Raw genomic sequence first — 14,184 nt, forward strand, 5'->3', positions numbered from 1 at the left:
GATATGGATCGCTTTTCGAGGGCTGCTGGTCACAGGTTTGTGTTTTATTATCCTTTTTCCGCTTATTCAGAAACTATCCGTTGTGTTCCGTAACAAGGCTGACATGTATGACCCAACGGTACTATGGATTCCTAGAAATTTCACGATGGAAAATGTGATTATAGCAATGGAAAACATGAATTATTGGGTTGCTTTTAAAAACACGCTTATCATCTCAGCGGGTACGACTATCCTGCAGGTGTTGTCATGTGGTCTAGTAGCGTATGCGTTCGCTCGCTTACGTTTTTGGGGCAGTGAGGTGCTGTTTTTCCTAGTCATCTTCTCCATTGTGGTTCCGCCTCAAACCTTGATGATCCCTACGTATTTGACGTACCGCTACTTTGATTTCTTCGGGATTCTTGGGTTGTTCGGTAAGGATGGTATCAATTTGATTGATACGATATGGCCTTTTATTATGTCTTCATCATTTGCTGCAGGATTGAAAAATGGCCTGTACATCTTTATTTTCCGCCAATTTTTCCGGGCGATTCCGAAGGAGCTTGAAGAAGCGGCTTATGTGGATGGCAGCGGGATCGGGGCAACATTCTTTCGCATTATTTTACCGAATGCGGTGTCTGCTATCATTACAGTTGTCTTATTCTCGTTCGTATGGCAATGGAATGACAGCTACTTCGTATCACTCTTCTTCAATAAAGAGCCGGTGCTCTCAACACAAGTGTCTGCTTTAACGGCGGAAATCTTTCAAAACGTTACTGGCGAGCCTCTGTATGTGTCGATGATCTTAAATACTGGAACGCTGCTTGTTTTGGCACCACTTATCATTATGTATATTTTCGCACAAAGATATTTCGTTGAGGGTGTAGAACGAACGGGTATTGTTGGATAAAACAAAGCGCTGCCCCATGAAGCAACTGAATTGGGGCAGYCTTTAACCGTATCGGCGTCGAGCGAGGATAACAGATTACAAGATTAATTTATAGGGCAGGTGCTACTGGATATGCAAAAGTGGTTTGAGGAAGCGAAGCTAGGTATTTTTATTCATTATGGTATTTATGCGGTAAATGGGATTTCTGAATCATGGTCTTTCTATAACGGAAGAGTTTCCTATGAAGATTACATGAAACAATTAGATGGCTTCACGGCATCGAAGTTTGATGCAGAAAAATGGGCCGATCTGATTGAAAAATCAGGTGCAAAATATGCTGTTCTTACAACAAAGCATCATGATGGGGTAGCGTTGTGGGACACTCAATATAGTGATTTAAATGTTGTGAAAAAAACGCCAGTCAAACGTGATCTTATTAAAGAATACGCGGATGCTGTCACTAAAAGAGGTATTCGCCTTGGCATGTATTATTCTCTGATCGACTGGTCACATCCCGATTATCCAAGTGTATATGGCGGCGGCCAGGTACCTGAGGATCTAAGTACAGTTAATAAATATTGCAGTCCTACTGACGGCGTTCAGGATGAAGAGAAATGGCAGAAATTTTTAGAGTTTAACAATAATCAGTTGAAGGAAATTTTAACAAACTATGGTAAAGTTGATCTGTTGTGGTTCGATGGAGACTGGGAAAGAAGCGCTGAGCAGTGGAATTTGCCAGAGTTCAAGCAGTATTTGCAATCGTTTAACCCAGATATCTTGATCAACTCACGCCTATCAGGACATGGCGATTACAAAACTCCGGAACAAGGTATTCCGATTACGCGTCCAGAAGGTCCATGGGAATTCTGTACAACGATCAATAGCTCTTGGGGTTATGTACCGACGGATAATCGCTACAAATCGTTAAACCAGATCATTAGAATGTTCTGTGATTGCATAACACTGGGCGGCAACATGCTGCTGGACATCGGACCGATGGAAGATGGAACGATCGATAAAAGACAAGAAGATATTTTGCTAGGCCTCGGTGAATGGATTAAGTCGCATGAAGAAGCTGTATTTGGAACAGATGAAGGAATTATGCCGCGCTATTTTCTAGGTGGAAGTACAATTTCTAAAGATAAAAAGACATTATACCTGTTTGTATACGATGATCCTAAAGAAAATGTATGCCTGAAGGGTCTATCTAATCCAATTAAGAGAATCACCGTCCTTCACTCTGGTAAAGAGCTAACTCATGAAATTCACGGCGGGGTGCCTTGGTTTAACATTCCGGGTACAACTTGGATTCAGATGACAGCTGAAGATGCTCATAAGCAGGTGACCGTTCTTAAACTAGAGTTTGATGAAGAGCTAGATATGTACGGTGGTTCTGGAGCTGTTGTGACACACAACTAGAGGAGGAAAATAAATGAGTTACAGCGGAGTATCGGAGCCGAACATTGAATATGCTCCGAAACATTATATGTGTAAACGAGCGGTTGGCCCGCTCGTTTTAGATGGCCGAGTTGATAAGCCGTTCTGGGCAGAGGCGGATTGGACGGAGCATTTTGTCGATATTGAAGGGGATCTTCGTCCGCTGCCTGCTAAGCAAACTCGGGTAAAGATGCTATGGGATGATGAGTATTTCTATTTTGCAGCAGAGCTGATTGAGGATCAGATATGGGCTACATTGACGGAGCGGGAATCGGTTATTTTCTATGATAATGATTTTGAGATTTTCATAGACCCTGATGGCGATACACACCAATATTATGAATTTGAGATCAATGCGTTGAACACCGTATGGGATTTAATGCTGGTTAAACCATATCGTGATGGAGGGCCTGCGGTAAATGCCTGGGATATTAACGGACTTCGGACAGCAGTACATATTGATGGGGAGCTTAATCGACCAGGGCCTCATAATCGGAAATGGAGCATTGAGGTAGCTATGCCTTGGACTAGTCTTCGCGAATGCTCATCTAATGGCCAATCACCAGAAAAGGGTGACTTTTGGCGCGTTAATTTTTCCCGCGTAGAATGGCGCACGGAAGTTAAGGACGGAAAGTACTGTAAGGTGCTGAATCCCGATACCGGCAAGCCCTATCCTGAGGACAACTGGGTGTGGTCACCAATGGGCATTGTCAACATGCATTACCCAGAACTATGGGGTTATGTCGTGTTCACTGATGAACAGGGGCCCGAATCTTTTGAGCTTTCGTCAGACGAACGCATTAAGTGGGAGCTGCGCAAGCTGTACTACCGAGAACGTAATTATTTTGCAGCTCACGGAAGGTTTACTGATGATGGACAGCTATTAATGGGTGAAGAAGCGTGGAGCATTTCACCTGCAATTGAGACGACCAGCAAACTATTTCAGATTTCCGCTCCATCAATGGATGGAAGTACAACCTTCTACATCAAGGAAGACGGAAAGCTATGGAAGGAGTAATATCAATGACTATTCAAACCTCTGTTTTTTCATTAGATAAAGGTACTATGGAGCAGATCGAGCAGAAATTTATTGAGAAAAGAAAGCTTGCTCATGCAAGAGAGCAAGAGCTGTTTGATGTGTTCAAAGAGGAATTGACAGTTGAAGAAACGTGGGCGCTTAAATACTTATTTGCCTATATGCCATTGAATGATTTGGCTGATTATTCGGGTTCTCTATTTCTAAGTCATGTGCGTCAAACACTGGAAATTCGTAAGCAGGTGTCTTGGGGAAAAGTGGTTCCCGATCACCTGTTTCTTCATTTCGTACTGCCGTACCGGGTAAATACAGAAAATATTGAGGATTATCGTGGTATTTTGTATGACGAGTTGGCCGAGCGAACTAAGCAATTATCTATGACGGAAGCGATTCTGGAGACGAACTATTGGTGCCATGAAAAGGCCAATTATATTGGAAGCGATTTACGGACGATATCTCCATTAACGATGATCCGCAATGCGCGTGGCCGCTGCGGAGAAGAATCAACGCTTGCAGTTGCAGCCTTGCGGAGCATTGGCATTCCGGCTCGTCAGATCTATACGCCGCGCTGGGCTCATTCTGATGATAACCATGCTTGGGTGGAGGCTTGGGCTGACGGACGATGGTATTATATCGGTGCATGCGAGCCGGAACCGCGTCTGAATCAAGGCTGGTTCAGTCCTCCATCACGGCGGGCAATGCTCATTAATACGCGGATTTTTGCCAGTTACCCAGGACCTGAAGATATAACGCTTGCCGATGAATGGTTCACAGAAATCAATTTATTGGAAAATTACGCTCCGACACGGACGATCACTGTTTCTGTTAAGGATGAGCAGGGCCGCCCAGTCAGCGGAGCTGATGTACACTTCCAGCTGTATAATATGGCAGAATTTTATCCAATTGCTACGCTTCCGTCTGATGAGCGCGGAGAAGCCTCGTTCAAGACAGGCTTCGGTGATTTGGTCATTCGTGCAGTGAAGTCGGGAGAATGGGGAGAAAAGAAAATAACTGTCGCTGATAGTGAGCGAATCGAGATCTGTCTTGATCAGAAGCTGCAGCCAGAAGGCTCGGTAGACTTTGATATGGTACCACCGCCAGAGCGAGAGGGTGAACCTGTTGCTCCGCTTTCTGAAGAGAAGATCCAGCAGTTTAATTGCCGCGTTGAAGAAGGAACGAAGATTCGTACTCATTATGAGGATTCTTTCTTAGATGAAGAGCAAGCAACGGAATTGGCTCAAGCGGTTGGACTCCCTCCGGCACGGGTATGGGATGTTCTGCGCAAAGCACGTGGCAATAGTCGCGAAATCGCAGCATTCCTGCGAAATCGCTCTCTTGAATTTAAAGAGATGCCGCTGAAGCTGCTGGAAAGTATGAATGAGAAGGATCTGATCGATTCATTCTGCCCTACGCTTGATGATCATCTGATTGGTTCTCTTGCACAGCGAAGAGAGCTCCCAGAAGATATATTCATTCCTTATGTTCTCTGTCCGCGTGTGTTATATGAAATGATCGTACCTTATAAGCATTTTTTCCAAAATGCTTTTTCAGAATCGGAATCGGCTGTGTTTAGAGCGGATCCCTCGGAACTTGTCAGGAGACTGGATGAAGAGTGCGAAGTCTGGAACGATATCCCTAACTTGGTTGGTAAGGGCACACCGGTGGGCACCTTCCAGATCAAGAAGGGCGATCAAGCTTCCCTCGATATTTTATTCGTATCCATTTGTCGCAGCTTAGGCATCCCTGCGCGTCTGCATCCGAGTCAGCATAAGCCGCAATATATGGTGGCTGGCAGCTGGATAGATGCGTTATTCGCGCAAGAAACCTTGCTGCAGAAGGGGAAGAAGGATAGCGGAACGCTGCAATTGATAAAGGACAGCAAGTCTGAGGTAGATGCTCCAGCAGCAGCCTATTGGAACAATTTCACCTTCGCGCGGCTAGAGAACGGAGTCTATAAAACGTTGGTCTACCCCTATGGCAAATTAGATGTATATAATGAGCCATTTGAAGTTGAAGAGGGTTCGTACCGAATCACTTCGGGCATTCGTCTGAAGGACGGCACCGTGCGAGTACGCTTTACTTATTTCGAAGTGCGCGGCGGGGAACAAACAGACGTTGGGCTATCCTTCCGTGAGGCGTCGCTTGATATTCCGGTACTAGGAACGATTAGTCGGAACAGTACGTTCTCCCTTCTGGACGGAACTGGCAAGACTCTCGAGGAACTAGTTGGTACAAGCGGTGCGATAGTTGCTTGGATCGAGCCGGAACGGGAACCTACTAAGCATTTGATCCGTGAAATGTCCGAGCTTGCTGAGCAGGTTGCTGAGCATAGTGTTCCTGTATTATTCATTGTTGGTGATAATCAATGGACGGCATCGTTCGATCCTTTTAATTATCCGAAGCTGCCGGCAAGTACCATTATTGTTAGAGATTCTTCATATGATTCATTACCGGGCTTTATATCGCAGCCTCCAGCGAATGAGGCGGGCTTCCCGCATCTATTCGTGCTGGACGAAAGTAACCAGATTCGTTACACAGCATCAGGTTACAAAATTGGATCTGCTAAAGATGCGTTGCAGGTTTTAACTGGCGTAAGACAACAATAGATAGAGAAATAGGAGTGAACCAAATTGATGAAACAGGAATACATTGTGGCTGGTTACGTCGCTGATTCCAATCTTAATGATATGACACAGGAAGATATAAAGAAATTGACTCATCTAAATGTAGCATTCGGGCATGTTTTGAACGATAAGATCCGTACAGATCATATGAAAAATATGGGTCATTTACATGAGATCAAACGCGTTAATCCCGAGCTAAACCTATTGTTATCTGTAGGTGGATGGAGCGCAGGAGGCTTCTCGGAAGCTGCTGCTACCGAAGAGGGTAGAACAAGTATGGCCGATTCTGCTGTTCGTGCATTGACAGACCATCCGTTTGACGGGATCGATCTGGATTGGGAATATCCTTGTTATGGAGAAGCCGGTATTCATTCGAGTCCGGATGATAAGAAGAATTTTACATTGCTTCTGAAGACGATGAGGGAAGCGCTGGATCATAAAGGGGCACAGGATGGCAGGCACTATATGCTTACTATTGCGGCGGGCGCAGACCAGTATTACGTGGACGGTACGGAGATGGATCAAGTTCAGAAGTATCTCGATTTTGTTCAGTTGATGACCTATGATATGCGTGGAGGGTTTCAAGTTTTGACAGGCCATCATACTAGTTTATACACTCCGAGCGGAGATTTATTCCGTATTAGTACTGATGCTTCCGTCAATATATTCATCCGTGCAGGTGTTCCAAGAGAGAAAATTGTAATTGGGGCAGCATTCTACTCTCGTGTATGGCATCAAGTTCCGGATCGTAATAACGGGCTTCTGCAAATGGCTGGCACAACAGGCGGCTATGGGCCGGACTTTACAGTCCTATCGGCGGACTACATCAATAAAAATGGGTATATTCGCTATTGGGACGAGGAGGCTTGTGCGCCGTTCCTTTTCAATGGCAGCAGCCTCATTTCCTATGATGATGAAGAATCCATTCAGCACAAATCCGATTACGTAAAGAATAACAGCTTAGCCGGAATCATGTTCTGGGAGTACGGCTGCGACAAGACGCATCGTTTATTAAGTGCTATCCATAATGGATTGAAGTCTTAGGCACAACTACGATCTGAAGTGGGAAAATGAAATGGAAATGAAAAAGATACACCCGTTGCTTTGGCGGCGAGGTGTATCTTTTTTTATTTACAATTTATAGACAGATAGTAGGAGATGATGAAAGGGCCGTATGAGAGGACAGCGAGGAGTGGGCATCAAGAGTGGACAGGAAGAAATGGTAGCAAGATGAGAGAGTAGTGAGGGGGCAGATCAAGGAAGGGCAGTAGAAAGTAGTAAGAGAGGGTAGGAAGAGGCGTAGTAAGGGTGTCGATCAAGGGAGGATAGCAGAAGGTAGCAAGAGTGATCAGGATGAGAGCGTAACAACAGAGCAGAACAAGGGAGCATAGCAGAGCGTAGCAAAAGAGAGGGAGTAAAAGCTTTCTGCATTGTGGCATGTCGGCCTGATTGGGCAGAACTTGTTTGGGTCCAAAAGTTATCGAATCCCCTCATTACATACAATGGCAGATGTTACGAACATCCAGAGAATAGTTAAACGTGTTGCCAGCGATGCGGACAGCCTAAGCGACATTAATATGACCATCCGTCGCAGCTATTCCGAGTTATCGGCTCTAGGTACAGAAAACGAAACTCAGCCAGATGGATACGACTCTCTGTCCGCGGCTTTTTCGATACCTGAGTAGTTTCAATATTTGAAACTAACTGTGATTCGAAGAGGGTCAGCTGCGATTTAGTGTCAGAGAATGAACTTAATTGCTGAGTTTGCTCGATTCGGGCTCTGTTCAGGTGAATTAGTTGCGAATTCTGAAACTAAATCTTCTCTATATCCATAATAACTCTCTGTAGTTTCACATTCTGAAACTAATTTATCAGTGCCACCGAACTACTGGTGATAAATGTCTTCTGTCACAGMGATATCTTATTGGTCAATTGGAGGGTGTGTGATACTACGCTTTTGTTACTCTGCAAGCCCTTCTTGTATCAGACTCTTTATGGTAATCCAACAGGCGTATGGAAAAAACCTTGCATATGCTCACCAAATGGAGTGCATATGCAAGGGATCTTTGATGATATTAAACTTTTATCAGCTATCAATCATTACTCTGACTAAAGCTGAAATTAGCAATATACAAGTAGTGAGATCTGACTAAAGCAGAAATCAGAGATACCAAGCAGTGGGAAGTGACATTTACTAAATTTATCTTCATTTGTTGTACTTGACTGTATTTCATACAATCAAAGCTTTACCTAAAAGCCGGAATTGCCCACAGACTGTATTTTATCCAAGCAAATCGTCCCATTTGGTTGATAAAAAGCTTTTTAATGCCGATTTGATTGTAATTTTTCCATTCAAACACACAAATAAAGTAGATATCAGGTGTTTGATTGGACAATATACACTCAAACCATCAAACTTATTCGATTAATCACCCAAACCGTCGAGCTTATACGATTTGTCAGCCAAACCGTCGAGCCAATACGTATTATCATTCAAACCGTCTAACCTAAACGTTTTGTCACTCCAATAGAACGATGGTGAGTGGTGCTATGCACCACTAAGAATCTCCTCAGGACGCATAGCATTCAGTTGCAATTCATAAAGCTGACGATACAATCCACCTTCAGCTAATAGCTGTCTGTGATTGCCTCTCTGTACAATCTCTCCAGCGTCTACTACCAAGATTTGATCCGCTCGGACAACTGTAGCCAGACGATGGGCAATAATGAAGGTCGTTCTGTCTTTCATCAAACGTTCTAATGCTTCTGTTACTAATGCTTCAGATTCCGAATCGAGCGCAGAGGTCGCCTCATCGAGAATTAGAATTTTAGGATTTTTCAAGAGAGCTCTCGCGATCGCAAGCCGTTGTTTTTGACCGCCGGATAATCGCATTCCTCGCTCACCTATAATCGAATCGTAGCCATCCTTGAAATCCGATATAAACTCATGAGCATTAGCTGCTTTAGCTGCCTTAATGATTTCATCCATCGGTACGTTTTCACGTCCGTATATCATATTGTCCTTAATTGTTCCAGAGAATAGGACATTGTCCTGCAGTACGATGGCGATATGCTTCCTAAGATCATCTAGCTTATAATCTCGTATATCCTTACCATCAATGAATATCGCGCCTTCAACAGGATCATAAAATCTCGGGATGAAATTGATCAATGTGGACTTGCCCGCACCACTGGGTCCTACCAATGCGATCACATCACCGGACTTGGTTTTAAAGGAAATGTCACTGATCCCAGTACGCTTTTCGATTTCGACATCCGGATGTTTCGGAGCAAGATGCGTGGGAACCCAGTAGAATTTTTTTGGAGGACGTTCTCTCTCGACAAGATCGGGATTTATCCGCTGGTTATCTATATCTTTGTAAACTAAATTTCTTGTATGGTATGTATAAGTAACGCTACGAAACTCCACTTCTCCTCTGCATTCTGGCATAGGTAATGCGTAAGATTGCTCTACAATATCCGGTTTTTCATCGAACACTTCAAAGATTCGTTCGATGTTCGTTACTGAGTTTTGAATCGTTACGTTAACGTCTGCGAACCGTTGAATGGGACCATACAGGTTGCCTAGAAGCATTTGGAACGCGATGATTTCCCCGGCGCTCATTTTACCTTTTAACACCATGCCTCCGCCTACAAGCCAAATGACGATGCCGCCGATATGTGACAACGATTCGCTAAGTCTCCCCAGAATATTCGAAAACAAATGAGCGGCGACTGTATGATGATAATGCTGCTTGGTTTGCTTGTTAAATCTGATCTTTTCATGTTTCTCTCCATTAAAAGCTTGAACAATGCGAATTCCGCCCATTCGCTCGACTAAAGTACCTGAAACTCGCTCCATTTGCCGATGAACGGATCTCCAAGTAAGTCGAATCCAAACATTCATATTTGTGAAGGATAAGTAATAAAAGGGCAGTACACATAGTGAAATCAAAGTAAGTGTTACGTTCATTCGAAACAGAAGGAAACTGGCGAACAAAACCATAAATAAATCAAGTACTAAATTGATCACTCCGCCGCCAATGAGGTTTTGCGCTCCTCCGACATCATGTATGACCCTTGAAGCGACACCGCCAACCTGTCGCTGGTCATAATAGCTCACCGACATCCGCTGCAGATGGTCATATAATTGTTCTCGCAAATGCATCATCATTTTATTGCCGAGGATGGCCGAGAAATAATTTCGTAAGAAATTCAGCACTACGCCTAAAAACAAAATGCCAGACATAAGCAGTACGGTATTTGTTAACCGCGAGTAATCATCGCCAATTAGTACGTCATCAACAAGAACCTGGGTGAAAACAGGCATGGACAGCGGAGCGGTAAACTGTAAAATGCCTATTACGATGATGACAATGATCATCGACCAATAGGGTTTTGCCCAAAGGACATAACGTTTGATTGGACTCATGAGTATCACATCTCTTCTGAATATATTTTTTGGAAGCCTTAACCATCTTAGCGAATAATGAAAGGGGATACAATTATTGTATGGTATATCAAATGTAAGGGATTGAAAGGGGAATGGCGAAATGGGTGGGATACCTCTGTGTTTCAAGTTCTAACGTGAGAATTTCCGTTATAATCGGCTAGTTTAGCTTTATTTCCATTTTACTTTGTTCAATAAATAGCGTTAAATTAGATAGTTTAAAATGGAATATAATCATCCATTATAAGGTTGCTAATAAAAAGTGAGGCAGCACAGACCCATGAGAACGATAGGGTCCGTGCTGCCTCTTTCTTGTAGACGGTTAGGCCGAATCCCGCGGAATTAATGCTGCGGAAAGCTGAATGTTTTCACTTGGAGCGCCAGGACGCTCGATCCGGCGTTGAAGCGATTCGATAGCGCGGTGGCCTAGCTCTTCTTTACAAAGATTTACTGTCGTTAGCTGCGGAGATGCTGTGATGGCTGCTTCAACGTTGTCAATTCCAACTACGCGGCACTGGTCAGGAATGGACAATCCCATCTGTTGCAGCCTCCGCATCCATTGGATAGCGATGTCATCATTGGCGCCGATCCATGCATCTGGTCGCTCCTCCAAAGGAAGACGGGAGAGTCGCTCTGCAGCGGCATCTAGCCATCCTCCTTTTTCGTAAGTAATATCCCATTCTAACAGCTTCGTTTCTTCGGACCCATAACGTTCCATAGCAAGGCGAACACCGATACGACGCTCGGCAAAGCTGGCGGATTGGCCATTGTCTCCAAGAAATACGATGGTCCGGCTTTGCTTGTTTAGTAAATGGCGGGTGATATTGATTCCCGCTTCAATGTTGGCATGATTCACCGAATCACAAACGAGCAGCGGCTCGGTGTGATCGACAAGTACTATCGGTTTGCCCGTACGAGCCATTCGCTGCAGGGCATCGTATGGGTATGAACCCATTACAATTATTCCAAGACAACTGCTCCAATCCAAATGCGGCGCTATTTCTTCTTGAGGAGATTGTGCGGTTACAGGAGAACATGCGAAATCTTGCGATAAGATGACATGCTGCCATCCCCTTTCGTTGCATCCCGAGATCAAGCCCGCCAAAACCCGCTGCCAATAGTAAGGGTCGCCGCGATTGGACTGATTGATGCAGATTATGACAAAGGAAGAAGCTGAACCAATGGAGGTTGGTGTTGTGTCATGATCCTGTCGCGGAAGCTCGTAACCCAGCGTTCGAGCAAGCTCGATGACGCGTTCGCGCGTTGCAATGCTTACGCCTGTTTTCCCGCTAAGTGCCCGGGAAACGGCGTACTTCGATAGGCCGAGCTGATCGGCTATCATTTGTATGGAAATTTTACGTGGCATATGTTCTGTATCTCCTTGACGATTATTACTAAAGGATTTAGACTGAAAACAACATAACGTTATTATAATTTATAATAACAAAAATAACAAATATAATTATTTGGAGGCATCTATGAAAATATTGTTTTTTTACGATGATACCTTTCCTTATGAAGGAGCACGCCCCACTGAGCAAGTGTTGAAGGAGGCTTCCACATGGGCGGAAATCAGCAATGCGGATACATTGTCTGACCGATTGACAGAGGGAGGCTGGGATGCGCTTGTTCATCTGCACGGACCCTATTTTCCTAAACAAGCATGGAAATCAGTGAAATTGCATTTGGAGTGTGGTGGAGGCCTGGTTCATACCGGGGGAGTTCCATTCCGCAAACCAGTCGTAAAAAACGGCGATACTTGGAAGGTCGAACGCGAACAAATTGCCTATCATCAGCAATTGAATATACATGACGCATTACCCGTTGATGTTGATAAAGTAGAGCGATTAGTCGCATCTGGCGAATTTGCAGTTATGGAGGGCAGTGAGAGTCTCTTTGGAATCGAACCGACTTGGGGATTAACCCTTCATCCGTCGAAATCAAGTGACATACCAAGTGAAATGGGATCCTGCGGACCGATGGATGCTCATATCTATCCGTTGCTCACAGCTGTTGACCGTGATGGGAGGGAGAGAGCAGCTCCAACTGTGTTGATCGAGAACACAAAAGGTGACTTTGCCGGGGGGCGTTGGGTACTTGTCAACCAAACGTTGCAAGCGCTCTTCTGGAGCGGGCGCGGTCTTACCTTGCTTGAGGAACTTGCTGAATTTGCGGGACGCGGTGTAACCGAATTGTGGATAAAGCCGAGTTATGCGGTTTATGAAGCAGGAGAACAACCTCAGCTAGTACTCCAATTACAGACGTTGTCACGCACTTCTATGGTTAATCAGAACTGGACATTTAAATTGTCAATTGGAATGGAGGGCCAGACTCCTGTTTGGACGGGAACTGTTCAAGCTCAAACGGGGCCTGATCGTCGCGATTTACAGCTGCTACGTATTCCTGTTCAGATTTCAGCGGTACCAGGCCTTTATCAAATCCGCTGCGAAGCAAGATCGGATTCAGGTGATGTCCGTTTGATGACACAAGCGTTTTGGGGAATGGACCGAGAGCTTCTGCAGAGCGGGGAGATGCTGGAATGCGGACGCGATTACTTTATCCGGGACGGCCGACCGATGCCGATTGTCGGAATGACATATATGACCTCAGACGTATCACGTAAGTTTCTCCATCTTCCGAATGTAGACCGTTGGGATCAAGATATGGCTGAGATGAAGCGGGCGGGGATTAATCTTGTGCGAACTGGAATTTGGACAGGTTATCGTTCGATTATGTTTACTGACGGACATGTGGAAGAGAATATCATGCGGGCAATCGATGCTTTCGTTTTGACGGCGAAGAAGAATGACCTTGAGGTGACATTTACTTTCTTCTCATTCGCGCCTGAAGCATGGGGGGGAGTCAATCCTTATTTAGATCCACGAGCGTTAGAAGCACAGAAGCGGTTTATCGCATCCATCGTCTCTCGTCATCAAGGAACGAAGAACGTTCACTGGGATCTGATTAATGAACCGACTCTATTCGATCCTGAGCGGCTCTTTGAAGGGCCGCGAGCTTTAGCGGACCGATTTGAACGCAAAGCGTTTACCAATTGGCTGCAGGAACGTCATAACAATGATATAACCGAGCTTCAAGAGTTGTGGAACATGACACCTGATCAACTACCGTCCTTCGAAGCAGCCATGCCGCCTGACTCGAATGATACGCAATTCGACAGTGTGCTGTGGCCTAAGAAATGGGCGCGTTGGCTCGACTATACCTTATTCACAATGGCCATGCACAACCGCTGGGCATCGGAGCTTACCGCAGCCATTCGACGTTCGAATCCGAACCAACTGGTAACGGTCGGGCAGGATGAGGCGCTTGGCGCACAAAGGCCTTCTCCATTCTTCTATGCTCCAGCTGTAGATTACACAACGGTGCATAGCTGGTGGCTCATGGATCAGTTGGTATGGGACGGCATCTTTGCAAAGACGACCGATAAACCGAATTTGATCCAAGAAACAGGAATTATGCACATTCAAAGACCGGACGGCATTGCGAAGCGCTCCGAAGAAGAACTGCGCAACATTCTCGAACGGAAATATGCGTATGCATTCTCAACCGGTGGTGCAGGTGCCGTGCAATGGATTTGGAATACGAATTACTTTATGGATAACGCGAACGAATCAAATATCGGTGCGCTTAGAGCCGACGGAACACAGAAGCCTGAGGCGGATGTTTCTTACGACTTTGGACGGTTTATTGGGGAGATCAGCGACTTGTTCGAGGGGCGTGTGCTGGAGGATGTAGCGGTTGTTTATCCTTACTC

Annotated in this window: 9 protein-coding genes; 7 read left to right on the forward strand and 2 right to left on the reverse strand. The window is 45.1% G+C overall.

What is annotated here, in order from left to right; genetic code table 11:
* Position 1 precedes the first annotated feature (1 nt).
* The 6 genes from AC1DWN_RS15915 (at position 2) to AC1DWN_RS15940 (ending at position 7,647) form a co-directional block, all read left to right on the forward strand.
* On the forward strand, positions 2-886 hold the full coding sequence (locus AC1DWN_RS15915) for a carbohydrate ABC transporter permease (RefSeq protein ID WP_477559879.1): 885 nt from the start codon (positions 2-4) through the stop codon (positions 884-886).
* A 111-nt stretch (positions 887-997) separates the two neighbouring features.
* On the forward strand, positions 998-2,284 hold the full coding sequence (locus tag AC1DWN_RS15920) for an alpha-L-fucosidase (protein ID WP_477559880.1): 1,287 nt from the start codon (positions 998-1,000) through the stop codon (positions 2,282-2,284).
* A gap of 13 nt (positions 2,285-2,297) precedes the next feature.
* Complete coding sequence (locus AC1DWN_RS15925) at positions 2,298-3,320, forward strand: carbohydrate-binding family 9-like protein (protein ID WP_477559881.1); 1,023 nt, start codon at positions 2,298-2,300, stop codon at positions 3,318-3,320.
* 5 nt (positions 3,321-3,325) lie between these two features.
* Positions 3,326-5,944, forward strand: coding sequence for a transglutaminase domain-containing protein (locus tag AC1DWN_RS15930; protein WP_477559882.1), 2,619 nt, complete (start codon positions 3,326-3,328; stop codon positions 5,942-5,944).
* A gap of 27 nt (positions 5,945-5,971) precedes the next feature.
* Positions 5,972-7,006: a glycoside hydrolase family 18 protein gene (locus AC1DWN_RS15935; RefSeq protein WP_477559887.1), complete on the forward strand. Its 1,035-nt coding sequence runs from the start codon at positions 5,972-5,974 to the stop codon at positions 7,004-7,006.
* 386 nt (positions 7,007-7,392) lie between these two features.
* Complete coding sequence (locus AC1DWN_RS15940; RefSeq protein ID WP_477559883.1) at positions 7,393-7,647, forward strand: hypothetical protein; 255 nt, start codon at positions 7,393-7,395, stop codon at positions 7,645-7,647.
* 863 nt (positions 7,648-8,510) lie between these two features.
* Here the strand turns inward: AC1DWN_RS15940 and AC1DWN_RS15945 are convergent.
* Together AC1DWN_RS15945 and AC1DWN_RS15950 are read right to left on the reverse strand one after the other, a co-directional pair.
* Entirely contained in the window at positions 8,511-10,394 is a 1,884-nt protein-coding gene (locus AC1DWN_RS15945) for an ABC transporter ATP-binding protein (protein WP_477559884.1), read from the reverse strand.
* Between the two features lie 340 nt (positions 10,395-10,734).
* Complete coding sequence (locus tag AC1DWN_RS15950; protein WP_477559885.1) at positions 10,735-11,778, reverse strand: LacI family DNA-binding transcriptional regulator; 1,044 nt, start codon at positions 11,776-11,778, stop codon at positions 10,735-10,737.
* Positions 11,779-11,890: 112 nt separating this feature from the next.
* Between AC1DWN_RS15950 and AC1DWN_RS15955 the strand changes: the two genes are divergently transcribed.
* Positions 11,891-14,184: cellulase family glycosylhydrolase (locus tag AC1DWN_RS15955; RefSeq protein WP_477559886.1), on the forward strand; the 2,294-nt coding region annotated here is incomplete at its 3' end.

Source organism: Paenibacillus sp. P4_A7, from assembly GCF_056402455.1.

What these genes read in the sequence shown, in the direction of transcription:
- AC1DWN_RS15920 (WP_477559880.1), top strand. Translation starts at nt 998, where the DNA reads ATGCAAAAGTGGTTTGAGGAAGCGAAGCTAGGTATTTTTATTCATTAT.
- AC1DWN_RS15925 (WP_477559881.1), top strand. Translation starts at nt 2,298, where the DNA reads ATGAGTTACAGCGGAGTATCGGAGCCGAACATTGAATATGCTCCGAAA.
- AC1DWN_RS15930 (WP_477559882.1), top strand. Translation starts at nt 3,326, where the DNA reads ATGACTATTCAAACCTCTGTTTTTTCATTAGATAAAGGTACTATGGAG.
- AC1DWN_RS15935 (WP_477559887.1), top strand. Translation starts at nt 5,972, where the DNA reads ATGAAACAGGAATACATTGTGGCTGGTTACGTCGCTGATTCCAATCTT.
- AC1DWN_RS15945 (WP_477559884.1), bottom strand. Translation starts at nt 10,394, where the DNA reads ATGAGTCCAATCAAACGTTATGTCCTTTGGGCAAAACCCTATTGGTCG.
- AC1DWN_RS15950 (WP_477559885.1), bottom strand. Translation starts at nt 11,778, where the DNA reads ATGCCACGTAAAATTTCCATACAAATGATAGCCGATCAGCTCGGCCTA.